The sequence below is a fragment of the Terriglobales bacterium genome, assembly GCA_035624455.1.
GTDB lineage: Bacteria > Acidobacteriota > Terriglobia > Terriglobales > Acidobacteriaceae > DASPRM01.
This window is the reverse complement of sequence record DASPRM010000092.1, coordinates 13,772-35,087: the sequence shown is the minus strand read 5'-3', so window position 1 is coordinate 35,087 and position 21,316 is coordinate 13,772. Positions and strand designations below refer to the sequence as shown.

The 21,316-nt window shown below is 57.9% G+C and carries 15 protein-coding genes; 10 read left to right on the top strand and 5 right to left on the bottom strand.

Going from position 1 to position 21,316, the window contains the following annotated elements; genetic code table 11:
- Positions 1 to 248: 248 nt before the first annotated feature.
- From VEG30_09890 to VEG30_09880, 3 genes are all read right to left on the bottom strand, one after another.
- Complete coding sequence (locus tag VEG30_09890) at positions 249 to 1,634, bottom strand: DUF58 domain-containing protein (protein HXZ80230.1); 1,386 nt, start codon at positions 1,632 to 1,634, stop codon at positions 249 to 251.
- A 212-nt stretch (positions 1,635 to 1,846) separates the two neighbouring features.
- A complete protein-coding gene (locus VEG30_09885) occupies positions 1,847 to 2,503 on the bottom strand; it encodes a DedA family protein (protein HXZ80229.1) in 657 nt (218 codons plus the stop codon).
- A gap of 38 nt (positions 2,504 to 2,541) precedes the next feature.
- Positions 2,542 to 3,426, bottom strand: a complete 885-nt coding sequence (locus tag VEG30_09880; GenBank protein HXZ80228.1) for an alpha/beta fold hydrolase — start codon at positions 3,424 to 3,426, stop codon at positions 2,542 to 2,544.
- Positions 3,427 to 3,758: 332 nt separating this feature from the next.
- On the opposite strand from VEG30_09880, the gene VEG30_09875 reads away from it, so the two are divergent.
- From VEG30_09875 to VEG30_09855, 5 genes are all read left to right on the top strand, one after another.
- The gene (locus tag VEG30_09875; GenBank protein HXZ80227.1) at positions 3,759 to 6,662 is read left to right on the top strand and encodes an ATP-binding protein; all 2,904 of its coding nucleotides are present in this window, start codon (positions 3,759 to 3,761) and stop codon (positions 6,660 to 6,662) included.
- Positions 6,655 to 8,106, top strand: a complete 1,452-nt coding sequence (locus VEG30_09870) for a sigma-54 dependent transcriptional regulator (GenBank protein ID HXZ80226.1) — start codon at positions 6,655 to 6,657, stop codon at positions 8,104 to 8,106. The genes VEG30_09875 and VEG30_09870 overlap by 8 nt, the downstream gene beginning before the upstream one ends.
- 252 nt (positions 8,107 to 8,358) lie before the next feature.
- Positions 8,359 to 9,141 carry an ABC transporter permease gene (locus tag VEG30_09865; GenBank protein HXZ80225.1) on the top strand — a complete coding sequence of 261 codons (783 nt, stop codon included), beginning with the start codon at positions 8,359 to 8,361 and terminating at the stop codon, positions 9,139 to 9,141.
- Entirely contained in the window at positions 9,141 to 9,983 is an 843-nt protein-coding gene (locus VEG30_09860; protein HXZ80224.1) for an ATP-binding cassette domain-containing protein, read from the top strand. Before VEG30_09865 ends, VEG30_09860 begins: the two co-directional genes overlap by 1 nt.
- 111 nt (positions 9,984 to 10,094) lie before the next feature.
- The gene (locus VEG30_09855) at positions 10,095 to 10,442 is read left to right on the top strand and encodes a hypothetical protein (protein HXZ80223.1); all 348 of its coding nucleotides are present in this window, start codon (positions 10,095 to 10,097) and stop codon (positions 10,440 to 10,442) included.
- A gap of 24 nt (positions 10,443 to 10,466) precedes the next feature.
- Here the strand turns inward: VEG30_09855 and VEG30_09850 are convergent, their stop codons facing one another.
- Entirely contained in the window at positions 10,467 to 11,312 is an 846-nt protein-coding gene (locus VEG30_09850) for a hypothetical protein (protein HXZ80222.1), read from the bottom strand.
- 188 nt (positions 11,313 to 11,500) lie between these two features.
- Here VEG30_09850 and thiO point away from each other — a divergent pair, with 188 nt between their 5' ends.
- The 4 genes from thiO (at position 11,501) to VEG30_09830 (ending at position 15,436) form a co-directional block, all read left to right on the top strand.
- The gene (gene thiO, locus VEG30_09845) at positions 11,501 to 12,589 is read left to right on the top strand and encodes a glycine oxidase ThiO (GenBank protein HXZ80221.1); all 1,089 of its coding nucleotides are present in this window, start codon (positions 11,501 to 11,503) and stop codon (positions 12,587 to 12,589) included.
- A 243-nt stretch (positions 12,590 to 12,832) separates the two neighbouring features.
- A complete protein-coding gene (locus VEG30_09840; GenBank protein HXZ80220.1) occupies positions 12,833 to 13,216 on the top strand; it encodes a hypothetical protein in 384 nt (127 codons plus the stop codon).
- A gap of 203 nt (positions 13,217 to 13,419) precedes the next feature.
- A complete protein-coding gene (locus VEG30_09835; GenBank protein HXZ80219.1) occupies positions 13,420 to 13,824 on the top strand; it encodes a tetratricopeptide repeat protein in 405 nt (134 codons plus the stop codon).
- Positions 13,825 to 14,026: 202 nt separating this feature from the next.
- Positions 14,027 to 15,436 carry a dipeptidase gene (locus tag VEG30_09830; GenBank protein HXZ80218.1) on the top strand — a complete coding sequence of 470 codons (1,410 nt, stop codon included), beginning with the start codon at positions 14,027 to 14,029 and terminating at the stop codon, positions 15,434 to 15,436.
- 67 nt (positions 15,437 to 15,503) lie between these two features.
- Here the strand turns inward: VEG30_09830 and VEG30_09825 are convergent, their stop codons facing one another.
- Complete coding sequence (locus tag VEG30_09825; GenBank protein ID HXZ80217.1) at positions 15,504 to 16,745, bottom strand: serine hydrolase domain-containing protein; 1,242 nt, start codon at positions 16,743 to 16,745, stop codon at positions 15,504 to 15,506.
- Between the two features lie 516 nt (positions 16,746 to 17,261).
- Here VEG30_09825 and smc point away from each other — a divergent pair.
- Positions 17,262 to 21,212, top strand: a complete 3,951-nt coding sequence (gene smc, locus VEG30_09820; GenBank protein HXZ80216.1) for a chromosome segregation protein SMC — start codon at positions 17,262 to 17,264, stop codon at positions 21,210 to 21,212.
- The last annotated feature ends 104 nt before the right edge of the window (positions 21,213 to 21,316 follow it).

The following is a 21,316-nucleotide window of genomic DNA, read 5'->3' as shown; positions in this document are numbered from 1 at the left end:
TGCTGTGGTGGCAGCCTGTGCCGCTCCTCATATCCTTGCCCACTTTCCCTCATCTGCAGGTCCTGGTTCAGTCGAAAGGTCAATTGGGTTTCCGCCGGAACATTCAGATCCTTGCTGCGAGTTAAGACCTGTGTGCCTGCACCCGCAGCTCCGCCGGCAATCGCGCCAATGGCTGCTCAGCGAGAGAGATCTGCGTTGGGAGGAGGCCATTCACCGAAATAATCCGCGGAGTGGTCGGGGGCAGCTCCCTACTCCAGAAACACCACGTAAGAGCACGCCCAGAGCGCGCTGGAGATGCTGCCTTGCGGCCGCCAAGTGAAGACGAGGTTGAAATCGTCGCTCAACGGAAGATCAGCCAGAATGTCGTTGCTGGGCTGCGGCGCGATCAAAGCCAGATAGCGCAGGAAGTCGTACACCTCGGCCCCGCCTGTGTAACCAGGAGCGGCAAAGGACAGTTCGGTGTCTTCGGAGGCAAAGTGCCACGCCAGCGATGCCGCCAGATTCACGCCCCGTTCGTACCCTTCCGCTGAGACCTGCCCGGGAGGAGGATTGTCGAACACCAGCCGTAGCCGTCGCTCATCCTCACGGGTGAATTCGCGGACCATCAACGACCCGGTCTTTGCCGTGGCCTTCCAATCCACGTGACGGGCGGAGTCATGGTCGGAATACTCGCGAATACGATACAGGTCATAGCCACGGCCGCGTTGAAAGGATTCGAATTCCCCGGTGATCATGGGTAATACTTCAAATAATTCATCCGTGGGTTCAACCGGAGGGTAAACGACCATTTCACGCGAGGTTGGCAGGCTCAGCGTCTTGACGAGAAAAGAAAAAGGAAAGCGTGTGGAGAGACCAAAGCCGTCCTGCACGTATCTGCCGCGAAGCGTAAAGCAGAGTTCCACCTGGGCATAAGCCGAACGGCCGGCTGGAATCATAGGAAAATAGACCGGACTAGCCAGAATCTCTGCCTTCTCCGGCGCAGACGACACCACACGTGCGGCCAGATCAGGCAGCCGAAACCACTGCTTCTCAGGCTTGGCGTGTGGCGGAAAAGCGAACAGACTTCTTTCCCAGGTGAGTTTGTTCCTTCTCCGCAGTTTCAAGGGAACCACGCTCACCGAAAACGCCGGCAGAAACCTGCGTACGTTGCGCAAGACAATGCGCGCCAGCACGCCCTGATTGGCGAAGACATGCTCCGGGAGGGTGACTTCCAGCTGCAGTGATCGCGGCACCACCGCCGACGCGACCCCGGAAATCAGAATCGCTGCCAGCAATGCTGAAACGATAATGAACAGCAAGTTGTTGCCGGTATTGAGAGCGGCCACGCCGATCAGGAATACCACGGCCATGTAAGCCAGGCCCTCACGCGTGACCTCGTAATCCAGAGCGTCACGCATCCTGCGGAAGCCTACTCGACGTGCGAGATAGGGAACCGTGGTCAGGCCTACGATCCCTGCCATCAGAAGAGAGAAGGATGCCAGCACCGCGGTAGCGAGCTCATTACCCTGCTGCCGCGTTACGGTCGAAAATAAGGCTGCGGCAAATGCCAGAAACAGTCCGATCAGCGCTCCAAAGAAACGTATCCACGCCTCACGGTCCAGATTCGCCAGCGCGTTTCGAAGAAACTGCTTCATTGCGACGTAAGCTACGTCGCTATTGTGTCATCTCAAATGGCTAGCGCAAATATCCTTCTTTACTGACCGCCGACGGCTGTCCGACGGCTGCTTTCGGCGCGCCCCCCGGTGTCTGGCGCGTTTCTCTACCCGCGCCGCAGCCACCCTCGCGCTGACGGCAGCGGGCCTGCCCATGCTGCTCGTGATCGCTGCCTGCTGGACTGCTCCGACGCTTATTTCTCACGAGCATCCCCTTCCGCTGTGCTCGCAGCCTTCGATCTCCTCTCTGCCATTTGCCGCTGCCTTCTGGAACGCAGCCACATCACCAGGCTCACCGCGACAACCCCCAGCAGCACCAGCAGATCGACCCTCTTCAGCAGCACGATCAGCCGATCCGCCTGGCTGCCGAATGCGTATCCCAGAGAAGAAATCACGCTGACCCAAACCACCGCTCCCAGAAAGTTGAATAGAGCAAAGCGGGGCCAATGCATGCGCAGAACACCGGCCAGCGGTCCGGCCACGATGCGAGCGCCCGCCACGAAGCGTGCGAAAAAAATCGCCACCGGACCGTGCTTCTCCAGCAGTTCTTCGCCACGTTGTATGTGTTCCTCGCGAACGCGGAAGAAGTTTTTCCATTTCTCCAGCAATGGCCTTCCACCCTCGCGACCAATCCAATATCCGATGTTGTCGCCCAGGGTTGCCGCGACCGTGCCTACGAGCATGATGATTGGCAGCTTCAACTCGCTTTTATACGCCAGGACGCTGGCCAGGATCAGGATCGTCTCTCCTGGGAGGGGCAGACCGGCATTCTCCAGGAGCAAGGCGCCTGCGATCGCCCAATAGCCCCAATCTGTCAACCATTGCTTCAGGACCTGCAGGATATCGTGCATGAGAGAGTCAGTACTTTATCTGGTAAACGCAATGCACATCAGCGTTCGAGAAACTCCTGTAGGATGCGGTTGAACTCCTCGGGCCTCTCCTCGTAGGGCAGATGACCGGCTCCTTTCATGATTACCAGCTCCGCCCCGCGAAATTGAGCCGCAACATCCTGCGCTGACGTGACCGGCACCGCCCGATCACGGTCCCCCCAGATCAGCAGCGTGGGCATATTGGCAATTGCGGCCAGCGCGTCTTTCAGGGCATCGAGATCCGAATTCCAGCAGTCAGCTATTTTGAGCAATGTGTCCACTGTGCCACGAATCCTGAGCGGTTTCCGGTAGCCCTCCGCCGAATCGGAAGGGATGCGCGCCTTATCGCCGTACATGCGAGCGTGAAAGTAGGGGTACACCGGCCGCACGTGGGGAAAGAGATTGCGAAACAGAAAGCATCCCGGCCCGCTGGCTACGATTCTTGCCCACAACCGTCCATGGGGTGACCAGGGGTTGACTGGTGCAACCAGTATCAGCCTTCGGATTCGGCCTTTGCCCTCTATGACCGCCTCACGCTCCCGAGCCGCCATATGAACCGCTATGCCGCCTCCGTGGGAGGTTCCCAGCACGTCGGCTGACTCGATTTCCAACTCATCCAGAAAGCGCAGCATTCGTTCCGCCGAAACTCGCAATCGGCAATCCAGCCCCGGGACACGCTCTGAAAATCCCACCCCCAGCAGATCGGGAGCGTAGACCGTAAAATGGCGCGAGAGTTCGGGGATGTTGAAGCGCCATGAAAACGAATACCCCAGCAAACCGTGGATCAGCACAAGATTGGGACCACTACCCGCTTTCAGGTAGCGCAAGCGATGTCCGCCAAGATCGATCCAGCATTCCTCCGCACCAGGCGAAACGGAGGCCACGGTCTGTGTTCGATGCAACACCTTGTTTTTCTGCGTCTTCGAGGATCCCTGGCAACCGAAGCCAGTAAGAAGCGATCCTTACCTAACGATATCGCCTCTGTCGCTTCTGTATGGGGAGTTTCTTAGAACTCCCCTATTTTTTGAGCCTATGAAATCTGCAAGCTGCGGAATCCATAGGCCGAAAACGGAGCCTATGTAACCCGGCCCACTATTCCAAACGTCATTGAATTAACCCATGGCAAACCGTTGACTTACAAAAATCCGCATGCAAATTCCAAAAAACGTATTTGCGTGAATTTCATGGTGCTATCATCTTGTAACTGTCAGCATTAAAAGCGCTTACAATTCCACATATGGAAACCGGACTGGCAGATGAGTTGCAACGACAGGAACAGCGGCGAATTTTACCCAGCGCCACTTCCTCGCACCGGCCCATGACGAAGGATTTTCCAGTCCGGTCCCTGGCAGTAGTGCTTGCGCTGCTGACTGTTACCTCCGTCTTTTTCGCCTGGATCAATTTTCAAAAGGAACGGGAATATGTCAGCCCCTACGACGGGGTGTGGTGGGCGGAGCACGCTGGCCATCTACAAGCCCGTCGCGTGGACGTCGATGGCCCAGGGGCACGCGCCGGCATTAAGCCTGGCGACATCCTGAGCTCCGTCAACGACCATGCGGTTAACAGCATTGGCACGTTGACCCGCCAGCTCTACCGGACCGGAACCTATGCGCGCGCTACCTACGGACTGGAGCGCGCGGGCGTGCCGGTGAATGTTCCCCTCATCCTCGTCCCTTATGACCGGTCGGTCAACACCGGCCTGCGCCTGATTGCGCTGATTTACCTCGGAATCGGATTGTATGTGTTGCTGCGGCGGTGGACCGCACCGCGAGCCACTCATTTCTATCTCTTCTGTCTCACGTCCTTCATCTTTTACTCCTTCCACTACACCGGAAAGCTGAACGATTTTGATTGGATCATTTACTGGGGCAATGTCGTGGCCGAACTGCTCCAGCCGGCGCTCTTCCTTCACTTCGTGCTGATGTTTCCGGAGCGCAAGAAAGTGATCGAGAAGAATCGCTGGCTGGGCTGGTTGATCTATCTGCCGGCTGTCCTCCTGCTCGGCGCACATCTTGGTACGCTTCGCATGCTCGAGCCGAGTGAACTGCTGCGGCACCGGCTGGATGAAGTGGAGATGTCCTATCTGACCTTCTACTTCCTGGCGGCGGCAGGAGTCTTGTGGCACAGCTACAAATCGGCTCGCACTCCAATCCTCCGCCAGCAGATGAAGTGGGTCACCCGCGGCACAACCCTGGCCATCGTTCCTTTCACGCTGTTTTATGTGATCCCTTATCTGAACGGCAGTACTCCTTCTGCGCTGATGCGGATTTCGGTGCTCTGCCTGGTGTTCATCCCGCTGACCTTCGGATACGCCATTTTCCGCTACCGCCTGATGGACGTGGACCTGATCTTCAAGCGCGGCATGGCGTACACCCTGGCAGCGGCGGCAATTGCCGGCTTCTACTTTGCTGTTATCGGACTGGCGGCGGAGCTTGTACACACCCGCATGCCCAGTGCTGGTCCGGCGGGTCTGATCATCGCGATCATCGTCACCGCCCTGCTGTTCGATCCCATGAAGAACTGGATCCAGGACCGGCTGGACAAGTTCTTTTATCGCAAGCGCTACGATTACCGCAGAACGCTGATTGAATTCGGGCGCGAGCTGAGCGCGCAGGTGAATCTGGATAAGATGCTCAGCTCGGTTATCGATCGTCTGACCCGCACCCTGCTTGTCGATCGTATGGCCATCTTCCTGGCGCAACAGGAAAGGGGCGGGGGATTTGAGCTGGCGAAATCTTTTGGCATTGCTGACCTGGGTGTTTTGGACCTGGGTTTTCTCAGCATCAATCGTCCCGAGGCCGCTGCCGGACACCTGTTCTTCGACAACACGCACCAGGTGGTGCGTGAGAGTCCTAGCGCACAAAATACGATTGCCCAGCTCGATCTCAACTATTTCATTCCCTGCACCGTTCAGGGCTACACCATCGCGGTCCTTGGTTTAGGGAAAACCGCTGAAGGCGACTTTTTATCGAGTGAAGATGTCGAGCTGCTGGAGACCCTGGCGGGCTACATCGGCATCGCCATCCAGAACGCATATCTCTACGCCTCGCTCGAACAGAAAGTCTCGCAGTACGAGCGGCTGAAGGAATTCAATGAAAACATCGTTGAATCGATCAGCGTAGGAGTGTTGGCCGTTGATCTCAACGACCGTATCGAGTTCTGGAATTCGCAGATGGAAGTGATGTTCGCCCAGCCGCGGGCCAGCGTTCTCGGGCAGCCGATCAGTAAGGTATTCCCTTCCGCATTCGTGGAAGAGTTCTATCGAGTGCGCCAGAGCCCTGGCATCCACAACCTCTACAAGTTCCGCTTGCAGACCCTCACCGGCGACACCCGGGTGACGAACGTGGCCATCGCGCCGCTGGTTACCAAGAGCTACAGCGTCATCGGCCGCCTGATCATCGTCGATGACATCACCGAGCGTATCGAACTGGAATCGCAGTTGTCGCAGGCAGAAAAGCTGTCGTCCATCGGATTGCTGGCCGCGGGTGTGGCCCACGAGGTCAACACACCCTTGGCTGTAATCTCATCCTATGCGCAGATGCTGGCCAAGCAGTTGGGTAGCGACGAGAAGAAAACCGCCCTGCTGGAGAAGATCACCAAGCAAACCTTCCGGGCGTCAGAAATTGTCAACAACCTGCTTAATTTTTCTCGCACCAGCGCCGCCGAATTCGGCGATGTCGACCTCAACCGGATTATTCATGAAACTCTCGCCCTGCTGGAACATCAGTTCAAGATCTCGCGAATTCAAGTGCAAGAGGCTCTGGATACGCAATTGCCCACGATTTACGGAAACTCAGGCAAGCTGCAGCAGGTCTTCCTGAATTTGTTTCTGAACGCCAAGGATGCGATGTCCAATGGCGGTACTCTCCGCATCAAGACATCCAACGGATCTGGGGTTCATGTGTTGGTATCTGACACCGGCACGGGCATCGCGCAGGAGCACATACGTAAGATTTACGACCCCTTCTTCACCACCAAAACCAACGGATTGGACGGCCGCCGCGGTACCGGCTTAGGCCTTTCAGTGACCTATGGAATCATCCAGGAGCATGCGGGAAAGATCCATGTGGAGACCCGGGTTGGGGAGGGCACCACGTTCCACCTGGAATTTCCGCTGACCAGGAAGGTAGTCAATGTCTGAAGCTGCCGTCATTGCACGTCGCTCACAGAGAAACGGCGCCGCGGCTCAGGGATCAATCCTCATCATCGACGATGAAATGGCAATCCGCGAGTCACTCCAGACGCTGCTGGAGCTGGAGAACTACGAGGTAGAAAGTGCGGCCACGGCCGAGGAAGGGCTGAACCTGATCGCGGAGAAGGTTTTTGATCTGGTGCTGCTCGATTTTGCTCTGCCCGATCGCAATGGCCTGGAAGTGCTGCGCGAGATTCGCGACCGCGATTCCCAGCTTCCCGTCATCATGATCACGGCCTATGGCACCGTGGAAAACGCCGTATTAGCAATGCAGGGCGGGGCTAACAACTTCATCCAGAAGCCCTGGGATAACGAGAAACTGCTGGCCGATGTGCGTACGGCTGTGGCCCGCCGCCGGGCAGAGGAAGAAAATATTCAACTCAAGCGGGCCCTGAAGCAGCGCTACAACTTCGAAAACATCATTGGCAAGAGCGAACCTATGCTTCGCATCTTCGACCTGGTAGCGCAGGTGGCGCCCAGCCGCTCGACGGTGCTGTTGCAAGGCGAAAGCGGGACCGGCAAGGAGTTAATCGCAAAGGCCATCCACATGCACTCGCCGCGCAAGGATAGCCCCTTCGTGCCGGTCAACACCGGCTCCATGCCGGCCGACTTGCTGGAGTCGACGCTTTTCGGTCACGTCAAAGGCGCGTTCACCAGCGCCGTAGCTTCCAAGAAGGGGCTTTTTGAAATTGCCGATCGTGGCACGCTTTTCCTCGACGAAATTGGAACCATGAGCCTGGAAACCCAGGCCAAAATCCTCAGGGTGCTGCAAGACCGCAAGTTCATGCACCTGGGCGGAGTACAGGAAATCCAGGTGGACGTTCGCATCATCGCGGCCACGAATGTCGATTTGCGCCAGATGGTGAAGGAGGGCAGGTTCCGTGAAGACCTCTTCTACCGGTTGAACGTGATCACCATCGATCTCCCGCCGCTGCGCCAGCGCCGCGAAGACATACCTTTGCTGGTCGATTATTTCCTCAGGAAATTCGCCGAAGAAAATGACCGGGCAGTGCGGCAGGCATCTCCAGATATGCTGCGCTGGCTGATGGATTACAACTGGCCGGGCAACGTTCGCGAATTAGAGAATGTCATGGAACGCGCCGTGGTTCTCTCCTCCGGCTTGACCATTGGGGCCGATCTCCTCCCAGACAACGTTGTCGGGCGCAATCACAGCGTACGACCCCTGGAAACCCGCCCCGATGCATCCCTGTTCGAACTGGTGGAGGATGGTGAGCGCCGCCTGATTGTGGACATGCTGGAACGCTGCAACTGGAACCAGACAGAGGCGGCAGAAAAATTCCGTATTCCGCTTTCCACTCTCAACCAGAAGATCAAGCGCCTGAATATTGAGATCCGCAAGAAGAACCGCGAGAATTCAGCACTCAGCAATTAGTTGTAGGCGATCAGCGATCAGCGATCAGCAATCAGCCATCAGTCATCAGCAGCCAGCACCCGGAAGCTATCTGCGCCGCCGCTAAAGGGGTCGGCCTCTTTCCCCGGTGAACTCTGAAGGCGGCGCTGAGCGCTGGCAGCGTTGATTCCAGGTGTGTCTAACGAGGCTTACTGCTGATCACTGATTGCTGAGTGCTGATTTCTGAGTGCTTCTGTTATAGTTTTCCGCGGCGGCGCTTCGCCCTCCCAGCTCATGGAACTTGTCTCGCCGACAGATATTGCCAAGGAGAGTGTCCTTGCGGTTCAGGACTACTCGCTGCTGGCTTGGCAATCCATCAGCAATCTTTTCCAGCGGCCCCGCTATCTTTCCGATACCCTTTTGCAGGCGGACCTTATCGGGGTTGGTTCTCTGCCGATCGTGGTCCTCACCGGGTTTTTCACCGGCGCCGTACTGGCGTTGCAGAGCTCCAACACTCTCCAGCGCTTTGGCTCTCTTTCCCTGACCGGACAACTGGTATCCCTGTCCATGGTCCGCGAGCTGGGGCCCGTTCTTACCGGCCTCATGGTGGCCGGTCGTAATTCATCGGGGATGGCAAGCGAGCTCGGCTCCATGAAAGTGACCGAGCAGATCGATGCCATGCGTGCTCTGGGAACTGACCCCACCAAGAAGCTGGTGACTCCACGGGTTGTGGCCAGCGTGGTAATGCTGTTCTTTTTGACCATTATTTCCGACCTGGTGGGCCTGACAGGCGGCTGGCTGATTTCTTATTTTCTTCTCGGCCTTAATTCCAACCAATATTGGACCACCGCCTACCAGTCGCTGGTCTTCTCCGACGTGTTCATGGGTCTGACCAAGCCTCTGCTTTTCGGATTTATCATTGCCAGTGTGGGCTGCTTCTACGGGCTCTCGGCCAAAGGAGGCACGCAGGGAGTGGGCCGGGCTACAACCCAGGCGGTGGTGGCGGCTTCCGTGCTCATCCTGGTGGTGGACTTCTTCTACACCAAGCTGCTGATTGCGGTCTTTGCGGTGCATTGATGCCTGGTGCCGCCGCCCAAACTGCATCCGCGCCTTCTGCACCCGAGAGTGCGCCGCAGACCATCATCTTCCAGAATGTTTCCATTGCATTTGACCAGAATCAGGTCCTTACGGATATCTCCTTTGAACTCACCCGTGCCGAGACCAAGATGCTTCTTGGTGTCCTCGGCTCCGGCAAGAGCACAATTCTCAAGCTTGCCCTTGGATTAATTAAGCCTGACCGCGGCGACATCTGGGTGCTCAGCCAGCACGTCAACCAAATGAAAGAAGAAGAACTCTTTCAACTCCGGCGCCGTATCGGGATGGTCTTCCAGGAGAGCGCTCTGTTTGACTCGATGACCGTTCGCGAAAACGTGGCCTACCCGCTGACCGAGGAACACGTCGCTCCGGAGGAGATCGAAGCCCGGGTGCGAGAGGCCCTGCGCTTCGTGGAACTCGAACACACGCTTGACCTCTTCCCGGCGGAGCTTTCCGGCGGGATGCGACGCCGCGTGGCCATTGCCCGCGCCATCATCACCAAGCCGGAAGTCCTGCTTTACGACTCGCCTACCGCGGGGCTGGATCCGGTTACCTCCACCACCATCATCGAACTGCTGGTGAAGCAGCGCGACGTTTACCACACCAGCGCGCTCATGGCGACACATCGGCTGGCCGACACCTTGACCATGGCCACCCACTACTTCGATGAGAAGGCCAACAAGATGCTGCCTATCCCCGATGGCAGCACGATCGAGGCCCGGAGCACCTTCCTCGTCCTGCGCGACAGCAAGATCATCTTCGACGGCGATATCCGCCAACTCGCCAGTTCCACCGACGAATACCTGCGCGAATACATCTCCTGAAGAGCCGGCACGGTTCGTCCCTTTTCGGGATTTGGCTCACCGCCCGGCTGGAGTTTCCTATTCATGCGCCAGCAGTGGCGACATACTTTTGAGTGGATACGCGGTGCCATCATGCAACTTCGATTTACGCGGGACGAACGGCAACTGCTGGCTGACATCCTGGAGGAGCTGGATTTCAAGCTGCGCAGCGCCTCACCCAATCCAGCAGGCAGCGATCCATCCACGGCGGACAGGCGGCTGCCCACGGTGGAAGATCTGCTTGATCAGGTAATCGACGGTAAATTCGAGTTTGGCTGTGATGAGCTCGACAAGCTGGTGGAAATCCTGAGCGAAGAAAACCGCAGGCTCGGAGACGACCTGCGCAATTCCGGTAATGGAGCCAACGAACTCCTGCAGCAGAGACGCAGAGTACTGCGATCTATTCTGGATAAAGTGATAGAGGCCTGCGCCATGGCGTAGGGCCTGACCCGCTCCAGCACCGGACTAATTAGAGCTCGTCTGTTGAACTGCGGGTACAGGCGCGTTCTTGGGAGTGCTCAGGTAACCCGTCACCTTACTCTTGTCCGTAGTGAAGACCACCACCTCGTACAAGTTGCGGTCGCGACCGGTGTAGAACTGCATCGGTTCTGAGACCGTGCGATCCTTCTTCTCGATGGTGCGGTCGTCAGCCAGTACGTTCAGGGTGAAACGCCCTCGCTTGGCATCCACCTTCTTCAATTGCAGACTCACCGTGGAAACGGGAGTAGGCTTAGCTCCCTTCAGGAGCGTGAATTCGTAATAGTTGCGGTCGCCCTTGTGCTTCAGGATCTCGAGTTCGTCGCGGGTATGGGCAACCAGACCACTCTGCACTCCGAGGTCGCCGATAGTCTTCTCCAGCTTCGTCTTGGTAGCTTCCAGGTCGGTGCGGGTGGAGGCGATGTCAGTCTTGGCACCGCCCAGCTCGGTCTTTACACCGCCAACTTCGGTCGCTACCTGGCCAATCTGCTTCTGACTCTCAGCCAATTTCTCTTGCGACGCCTGTTGCTCTCTCTGCAAAGCGGCGGTACGGGCACTCAATTCTTTTTGCGTCATTCCCAGCTTGGAAGCCAATGCAGTAGCAGAAGTCTCGGCGGTTCCCACGCGCTTATTGAGAGTTGCCACTTGTGCTGCGTTTTCCTCTGCGGCAGCCTTTTGAGCCTGCTCCAGTTTGCCCAACCGCCCGTGCATGTCGGCGAGGAAGTACAACGATGCCGCGACGTAGATCGCGGCAACAGCCAGCAAAATATTGCGTAGCGTGTGGCTTTGCGTCTCTTCCTGAACTACGTACTCCACCTCTGGCTCTTGCGGCATGCGGCACTCCTTGTTGATTAGGGAACACAATTATTGTTTAGCAGAAAGCGGTGATAGTCAAACGTGACTAAGCAGATGCGGCGCGCAGTCATGATGGTTGTCCCAACCGCGCCAGCAGCGCCGCTGAGCGCGCCAACTGCCCGCTAAGCCGGCTGCCCGCTAAGAAAGACGCGCTTTACAATGAACCGGTGAAAGCCTGGGATGTCATCGTGGTCGGTGGGGGCGTAATCGGCTTGGCCACCTCCCTCTCGCTGCGCCGGCTGGGCACGAAGGTCCTGGTGCTCGACAAGAACCAGCCCGGCCGCGAAGCTTCCTGGGCAGCCGGCGGAATGCTAGCCGACTCGGAATGTGAGCCTTCTCTCCATCCCTTGGCAGCTGCCAGCGCGCGAATGTATCCCGAATTTGTGCAACTCCTCGAAGATGAATCGCGCCTGAAAATCGATCTGCGGAGTGAGGGCACCATCGTTTTTCCAAACAACGTACCAGCGCGGTGCAACGCCTCGGTGGTAACTTCAGAACAGCTGCGAGAGTTGGAGCCAGAACTGGCGCTGGCTGGGCCGGCGTTGCTGCTGCACGAACGCACGGTGGATCCGCGCACCCTGGTAGCTGCCATGATCCTGGCAGCCAGGCACGTGGGCGTCGATGTGGCTGCCGGCGCTGAAGTCACAAAAATCGAGCTCGAGCATGGACACGTCGTTGAAGTGCGAACACGAAAAACCACCTATGGATGCGGCAAGGTAGTGAATTGCGCGGGAGCGTGGGCGGGCCAGATAGGTCCCGTGGCCATTCCGACGCGTCCGGTGAAAGGCCACATGCTGGAGCTTGCCGCCGATCTGCACGGGCATGAGCATTCCAGCTCAAGCGCAACTCATCCGCCATCTCTACCCGTTAGCCACGTGATTCGCGCCGGCGAAACTTATATCATTCCGCGCAGTGATGGCAGGATCGTGGTCGGGTCCACTCTGGAAGAAATGGGATTCGATAAGCGTGTGGATCCTGAGATCATCCGCGGGCTCCATGACTCTGCCGCGCGTTTGGTCCCAAAGCTGAGCGAGTGCCGGATGCTGGAAAGCTGGACGGGTTTGCGTCCTGGAACTCCCGACCGTCTCCCTATCCTCGGTCAAACGGATGTGGAAGGTTACTACATCAGCACAGGCCATTATCGCGATGGCATTCTCCTGGCGCCGATCACTGCCCTTGTCGTCTCACAACTGCTGTGCGGAGCGAATCCTGATTTCGACCTGAGTCCGTTTTCTCCCGGGCGTTTTTCCACTTGAGATCGGCAGCTATCACAAGAGCGGAGCCCGTTGCCTCCGATCGCGTGGAAGTTTGAGGGAACCGTTCGTGAATCTTCGGCGTATCCTTAGCAGGTTGTTCAGCGTGAATTGCTAGGAGCATATTTCATGTTCTGCAACTCGTGTGGAGCTGAGCTGAAACCAGGACAGCAGTTCTGCGGGTCGTGTGGCAGGGCGGCATTCGCCACTGTTGGCCCATCCTCGGCTGGAAGGGTTCAGCGCCATGTGCAACTGTTAGCTATCTTGTGGCTGGTGTATTCCGGCCTGCATGTAATTGCGGGACTTGGCATGCTGATCGTCGCCAACACCGTCCTCGCAAACCTGGGAGCGCGTGGCCTTCCCGGTCCACCTATGCCGGGAAATTTTCCGCAATTCGTGCAGCCCCTGGTGTCATTCGTAGGCGGACTGGTCGTGGTGAAAGGCATTCTTGGGGTTGGAGCAGGCTGGGGTTTGCTGCAGCGCGAGCATTGGGCGCGGCTGATTGCCCTGGTAGTGGCGTTCGTCTCCCTGATCGATATGCCATTCGGAACTGCGCTTGGCATTTACACCATTTGGGCATTGATGTCGAGCGATGCCGAGAAAGAATACGCTGCCCTGGCGGCGCGATGAGTAGCATCGTGTGTGACATTCGTTTCCGCAGGTAGCACGCACTATGAATCATGCAGAGGGTTTCGGTGGAGCAGGGCTTCGGCCCTGTAATTTATGCAGCAGTCAGGAATTCCGGCTTCAGCCGCTGAGGCATGTTCTATTAGACCTGCGGCTTCCTCTGGGGCTGAAGCCCACGTCTCGCGAGACTTTTCAATGCAGGCCTAATGGCCTGCTCCACCAATAACTCAACCCAGCTAAGCGAGTCGGATATGGTCCCCAAGGACAATTCCCTCCCCTTCTTCCGCCAGGTAGCCGGCGAAATGCTGGATGCGGAAACCGCGCGCCAGATTGCCGAGCAGCGCGCCGCCTTGCAAAGGAATCCCGATTGGGCTGAGGGCTACTATCATTTGGCGCAGCTACTGCGCGTGCAGCATCAGCCGCTGGAAGCAAAGAAGAACCTTCTAACGGCGCTGGAGAAGCAGCCGCTGCTGGCCGACGCCCACCTTGCTCTAGGCGAGATCTACCTAGCCGAGGGCGACCTCGAGCGGGCGCGGCAGCAGGCCAGAATCGCGGCGGAACTTGGAAAACCCCGACTGCTGGAGCAACTGCAGCGGCACGGCATCAGATAATTTTCCTGCCGCCCGGGAACCGTTCCTCACGGTTTTCCTGGCTCGTCCTTCAGGACAAACGAAACGAGCGATCGCCTCGCGCCTTAACAGAAAACCGCCGCCCACGCCGGACTTCAGCTCTTCCCCTGATTTATACTTTCCTGTTTGCTTCCCGGCCAGTCCGCACTTATTCATCTTTGGAAGTAGAAATGGAGGTTTTTCTATGGCTTCGACTGCGGTCAGCTTCGCCCGCGAAAACCAGAAGCGGTTTTTGGAGGAGCTGAAAGACCTGCTGCGTATTCCCAGCATCAGCACGCTGGAGGAACACAAGAGCGACATTCGCCGGGCATCGGAGTTTGTCGCTGCGGAACTCAAGCGCATTGGATTCGAGAACGTCGAAATCATTCCCACTCAAGGCCATCCCCTGATCTATGCCGACTGGTTGCACGCCAGCGGCAAGCCTACGGCATTGGTTTACGCGCACTATGATGTCCAGCCACCCGATCCGGTGGACGAATGGACCACTCCACCCTTCGAACCCACCGAGCGCAACCAGAACGTCTACGCGCGTGGCGCTGTGGACGACAAGGGTCAGCTCTGGATGCAGGTGAAGGCCTTCGAATCGCTGTTCAAGTCGGGCGGAGGCAAGCTACCGATCAATGTGCGCGTGATCTTCGAGGGCGAAGAAGAGGTGGGCGGAGAATCGATTGCCGACTTCATCCGCAAGCATGGCGATCGCCTGAAGGCCGATTTCGCTCTGGTCTGCGATACCGAGTTGTTCGCCCCGGAGTTGCCCACGCTCTGCGTCGGCTTGCGCGGGCTGGTGTACACGGAAGTGGAAGCGGTCGGCGCCATGACCGATCTGCACTCCGGGATGTACGGCGGAGCTGCACCGAATCCCCTGGAGGCTCTGTCGCGAATCATCTCGCGGCTAAAAGATGATTCCGGACGCATTTTGATTCCCGGCTTCTACGACGCAGTGAAAGAGCCCTCCGCGGACGAGCTGAAAGCCTGGAAGGCGCTCCCTTTCGACGAAGAACACTATCGTAAGACCGAGGTTGGCTCTCACGTGTTGACGGGGGAGCCCGATTATCCGGTCCTCTATCGCACTTGGGCCCGTCCCACGCTGGAGGTGCACGGGATGCCTGGCGGATTCGTGGCTCCCGGCGCGAAGACGGTAATTCCCGCCAAGGCATCGGCCAAGATTTCCATGCGCCTGGTGCCGGATCAGGATCCCGACGACATTCTCAAGAAATACACCGCCTTCGTGCAGTCGCTCACCCCACGCGGGATCAAGATGAACATCAAGGTACACAGCAAAGGGCCGGCCATCGTAGTAGGAACCGACAATCGCTATATCAAGGCGGCTACCGAAGCGCTGCATGATGTCTTCAAGAAAGACACCGTGTACATCCGCTCGGGAGGCTCGATTCCGATCGTGGCCGACTTCGAGAACGTCCTCAAGATTCCCAGTGTGATGATGGGCATGGGTCTGCCTGACGACAATCTTCATGCCCCTAACGAGAAGTTCCACATACCCAACTTCTATCGCGGCATCGAGGCGATCATCACTTTCTTGCAGCGGGTCGGAGGAACGTCTGCGGAGAAGTCGGACGGGCGAGGCCGCAAGTAGCAGTCTCCAGTGGGATTCCCGGGCCGGCGCAATCAGCGCCGGCTTTTTCTTTTTCTCGAGTCTGAGATCAGGCACTGGCGCGCGCTTCGCCTCCGCCCCGGAGCCGCCCGGCGCAGCGTTGCACGGCGTGGCGCAAAGCGCGTTCCCGCGGATCGTCCCACATATAAAAGCCGAGATGATTCGGGGCGTAGGCGAAAGCCATACCCGCCTCAGGATCGGCATAGCCCATCGAGCCGCCCAGTCCCGGGGCTGCAAAAGCGGTATGGCCGGCAAAAGCAAACGCCGAAAATGGTTTGATAAATCCCATGGAGTAAGACGTTCGGGTGCGAAGGACCTGGTCGAAATCTCCTGCCGTGGGCGGAATTGCAGGCTCAGCAAGCGCCGTCAGAGTCTCCGGCCGAAGCTTGAGAGCGGCGCCCCCGGTTGCGAACTCCGAATACGCCTTCGCGACGCTTCTCACCTGGCCGACACCGTTCCCTGCGGGTACTTCCACTGAACGCCATTCCGGCAGGTTGAGATCACCCGGGCGGTTGAGATCGGGGTTCCGCATCGTCTTGTGCGTCAAAGAAAACGGATTCAGCACCCGCGAAACGAATGCGGGCGGCAGCTGCCTCATATGAAAAAGCAGCCGCCAGGGAGCATAGTCAATCAGCGCAGCGACTCTTGTTGCCGGTAATTCAGCAGGTGTGCCGATGTAGAACTCCAGTCCCAGGGAACGCGCCACTTCTTCCCAGAAAAACTGGCCGATGGTGCGATGCTGCGGATCGACGCGGCGGAGCAACTCCGACTCATACCATCCCAGCGTGATGCCGTGGTAGCCGTGATAGCGTCCTGGATCCCAGGCTGGCTTCTGACGCGCCAGGATCGTGGCCAGCCGGTCGAAATCGGCGACGGTATTACGATTGAGTCGATGGTCGAGAGCGCACAGCCCCGCCTGGTGAGAAAGCAACTGGCGGACGGTGATGCTCTGTTTGCCATTTTGTGCGAACTCGGGCCAGTAAGTTGCGACCTTTTCCTCGTAGTCGAACAGGCCGCGAGAATGCGCCAGTGCCATCGCCAGCCCCGCCATGCCCTTGGTGACCGAATACATGATGACCAACGTGTTCTCTTCCCACGGCGCGCGGGTGACGAGGTCCCGAAAACCACCCCAGAGATCGACTACCTTCCGGCCACGCACATAGGCTGCACAAGCTGCTCCGATCTCGCCGCGATGGAGGAAGTTTTTCTGGAATTCGTCTCGGACTTCCTCATAGCCCGGTTCGACGGCCCCATGAATGGTGGACATAAGTGCGGAAGGCGAGATTTGCACGCTGACACTCCAGCCGGACTCTAGACTCTTCAGAATACCCGATGGCAACACCCGGGTTGCGGCCTACTGACGAAAGTTTGCATTTCCCTTGAGTCCACGCTAAGCTCAAACTAGCTCTGGCGGTTCTCCCTCCTCTTGGTTTTTCCTCATCAAAATTGTGTATCCCGTGTGTCTGCGAGCCCATGCATAGCGGCGTTGGCTAAGGTGCCTCCCCTGTTACTGGAGAAACATCCTGATGGCGTGCAGCAAACAGGCGGTGGTGAATAACGGCTTGGAACTCTTCAAACTCATGGCTTTCGCATAAGGGGTTCAATATCAGGTGGTTTCCACAGGAAGGCCCCAAGATATAGGGTTTATTGTGTTGACTCCGGCTTCCCCGATGACTAGATTTATGGGAATCGGCAAGGAGTCACTCTTGAAAGGCACGGCTCTACGTCCATTCATAGCGGATTATGCAAAGCGAACCGGCTTTGACCCCTTAGCGGGCAACGGGTCCGAACGTAGAAGGAGTCAGCGTTGCTGAAACTGAAAAAGCTGCAGATTCTCGGCTTTAAATCCTTTTGTGACCGCACCGAGCTGAAATTTCATGGCGATGGGATTGCCGCCATTGTTGGCCCCAATGGGTGCGGAAAGTCCAACATTGCCGACGCCATCACCTGGGTTCTTGGCGAGCAGTCAGCCAAGACACTGCGCGGCAGCCGCATGGAAGACGTAATTTTCGCCGGGACGCGCGACCGCAAGCCACTGGGCATGGCCGAGGTGTCGCTGACGCTGATCGACCCGGATGTGTACGAGAGCGGTAACGTCGTCGAGCCGGAGATTGAAATTGTCAATGAAATGCCGCAGGACGACTGGGACGAAGCTGCGATGCGCGCGAAGGAGGAACAGGAAGCCGAAGAATACATTGATGAGGTCAGGCCCGGGCAAACCGATCCTGTCACGATGGAGGGCGCAACTGATCAGCTATCGGCAGCAGGCGAATCGCTGACTCACACTTCGGATGATTTGCGCTCCGATCCCGCGACCCCAGCTCCTGTCGCAGATGCTCCCCAAACCCTGACCGAAACCGACGGTAGCGGCGCAACGGCCGCGCAACCCCACGTGGTGCTCAAGATTCGGCGGCGTAAGTTCAATCGCGTCACATTCAGAAAAGGCGAGATCGTAGTGACGCGGCGCTTGTTTCGCTCGGGAGACAGCGAATATTTGCTGAATGGCAAGCTGTGCCGCTTGCGCGATATCCAGGACATCTTCATGGGCACCGGTCTGGGTCCCGAAACTTACGCGATTATCGAGCAGGGGCGCATCGGGCAGATTCTGAGCAGCAAGCCCACCGACCGGCGCGCCATCATCGAAGAAGCTGCCGGCATCACCAAATTCAAAACCAAGAAGCGTCTGGCGGAAGCGCGCCTGGAGGAGGCCAGGCTGAACCTGTCGCGCCTGAACGACATCTTCGAAGAAGTGACGCGGCAGATGAATTCCTTGAAGCGCCAGGCCGCCAAGGCCGAGCGCTATGCCAAGCTGCGGGAAGAAATGCGGGCCAAGCTGCGGCTCGTGCTGGCCAGCAAGTGGACATCCTTGGAGAACCAGCGGTCAGAGCTTCAGGCAGAGCTTGCCGCACTGAATGAGGAAATCCGCACCCGTAGCGAAGCTGCGACCCAACTGGAGAATGAACAGAGCGTAGGTAGGCAACGCAGTTACGACATCGAGGAAGAGTCACGCGGTCTCCGTGAACGCCTGGCGGCGATCACGCGCGAAGTGGACCGTGCCTTTTCCCGGCAACGAATCAATGAGGAGCGCTGCGCAGAACTGGCGGCTCGCAGCGAAGCGGCAGCACGTGACATGTCGCTAGCAAGCGCCCGTCTCTCTGAACTGGAAAACGAGCGCGAATCCAATCGGCAAATTTTCGCCACCCTGGCTGCCGAAGTAGCCATAGCGCAGCAGGAGGCGGCGCAGTGCCAGGACGAAGTCCGGCGGGCTGCCGAAACGCTGGCCGAAGTCGAACGTCAGCAGGAACAGAATCGAATTGCAGTGATGCAACTTGTGTCGGATGCATCCGCCATCCGTAATGAAGTCACTCAAGCCACCGAGCGGATGGTGGGCTATGAGCGCGAATCCGAACGCTTGCAACGTGAAATGGCCGTTGCAGCCTCCCAGATCGAAGCTTTTGGAGGGAAACGCGGGCAGATTGCCTTCGAATTTGAGTCGTCGGCAGAGCGCGTGAAAGCTTTGGTCAGGCACATTGAAAACACGCGGTCGGGAATTGCCGAAAATCGGGCCGAAGAAGCCGAGTGCAAACGCCGCCTGGATGGGCTGCGCGCAGAATATGCGACTGCGCTTGGCAAGAAAGCTTCCCTGGAGGCGGTGATTGCTGAGCACGGGTATTCAACCGAATCCGTGCGAAGGCTGTTTCAGTCGGGTGCGGTCGACCGCGGCTTTGCCCCGGCAGGTGTGCTCGCGGATTTCTTGGAAGTAGAAGACCGCTATGAGCACGTGGTAGACGATTTCTTGCGCGACGAACTGAACTACATCGTGGTGAAGTCGTGGGCGACGGCAGACCAGGGATTGGAATTGTTGCGCACCGATGTGGACGGACGCGCGACCTTCCTGGTCCATCCTGAAGATTCGCAGGCGAAGTTCTCCTTCTCCGTCGACGAGAATGGCCGCCAATCGCCCCAGCGCGACAGCGTGGTTCCGCTGAAGAATTGCATTCGCGTGCTGAATGGCTTCGGCAAGTCTCTTGAGGTGATCCTTCCCAAGCTGCGCGACGGTTATCTGGCGCCCACAGCTGAGATCGCTCGCGAGCTGGCACTGGAAAATCCGGATGCCTTTTTCCTCGCCGGCAGCGGCGAGTGTTTCCATAACGTGACTGTAACCGGCGGCAAACAGCGTTCCGAAGGACCCCTGGCCATGAAGCGCGAATTGCGCGAAGTATTGAAGCAGGCTGCCGGATTGGAGAACGCCTTACGCGAGCAGGAGCGCCTGGCAGGAAGCGTGGCCCGCGAAATTACTGAACTGACTTCCCTGCTGGACCGGTTGGAGACTGAACGACGCGAGGCTGAGCAGCAGGCCATGACCTCGGGGCACATGCTTCAGCAACTGGACAGCGAAGTGGCCCGCAGCCGCGAGCGCGCGACCCTATGCGAGCGGGAGATGGGGCAAGTTGCGGCATTCAGAGAAGAACTGAGCGAACTCGTTGCGGCTCGCCGGAGCGAGTTGCAAGAACGAGACCAGCAGCGGGCCGGCCTGGAGCGACAGATTGCAGCTGCGCAAGAGAGCCTCTCAGTCTTGAGAACTTCGCGAGATGCCGCGCTTCACAACGCATCGCAAATGATGGCGCGAGTGGCAGGGCTGGAGGAGCGTCAGCGCGGGGCCGCGGTCACGCTGGAGCGCGTGGAGTCATTGATCCAGGAAGTTGCTGTGCGCCTGGAGGGTTTGCGGGCACAGAACGAATCGGCAACAGCGGAGAAACAACAGCGCGAAGAAGAAAACGTCGCCCTGGGCGAGCAACTGATAACTCTGACGGCGGAGCGTGAGCAGGCTGAGCTGCGGGGGGTGGAGTTAGAGAGCGAGTCCACCGCGATGCGTGATCGCCTGGGGGAAATCGAGAACCAGCTGAAGGCCGCTCGCGAAGCGTTGGACCGAGTCCGGGATCAACGCGGCGAAGTGGCCGCACATGCCGCAAAACTGGAATCAGATGCCTTGCATCTGTCAGAGGCCTCCGTCAATGAGCTTGGAGTCGCACCCGCTGAACTGCTGGCCGACCAGAGCCTGGTCGTGGTTACGGGCGAGCAGTTGGCTACGGAAGACGAAGCCCATCGCGAGATGCGGACGCGTCTGGAGAACATGGGCCCGGTCAATATGATGGCTTTGGAGGAATTTAAGGAGACCACTGAGCGGCACACCTTCCTCGCCGCTCAACGTACAGACCTGTTCGACTCGATTGAAAACACGCAGAAAACCATCAAGGAAATCGAGCAGGTATCACGAGAGAAATTCGAAGAGGCATTTGCGAAAATCAATCAGAACTTTGAGGCGAGTTTCCACAAGTTGTTTGGTGGCGGCTCGGCATTCATGCGTCTCACCGATGAAGACAACAGTATGGAGAGCGGCATCGATGTCATCGCTTCACCTCCCGGCAAGAAGCTGCAGAATGTGCTGCTGCTTTCCGGCGGAGAGAAAGCACTCACCGCTCTTGCCTTGCTGGTCGGGATCTTCCAATTCCAGCCGAGTCCCTTCTGCATTCTGGACGAAGTGGATGCGCCACTGGACGAAGCCAACATCGGCCGCTTCACCGACATGGTGCGCGAGATGAGCCTGAACACCCAATTCGTGATCATCACCCATAGCAAGAAGACCATGGGGATCGCGCCGGTACTCTATGGCGTGACCATGCAGGAACCCGGGGTTTCCAAGCTGGTCTCGGTGCGATTTAGCGGACTCGAAAAAACTCAGGCCATGACTGCCTAGTCATCCGTCTCCGCCGTGCTGTTGAGTTGCAAAAAATTGCGACTCGTGATCACGCGTGCGCCCTGCAGTCGACTGCCCCTCAGGAAAATCCTCACTCGTCCACA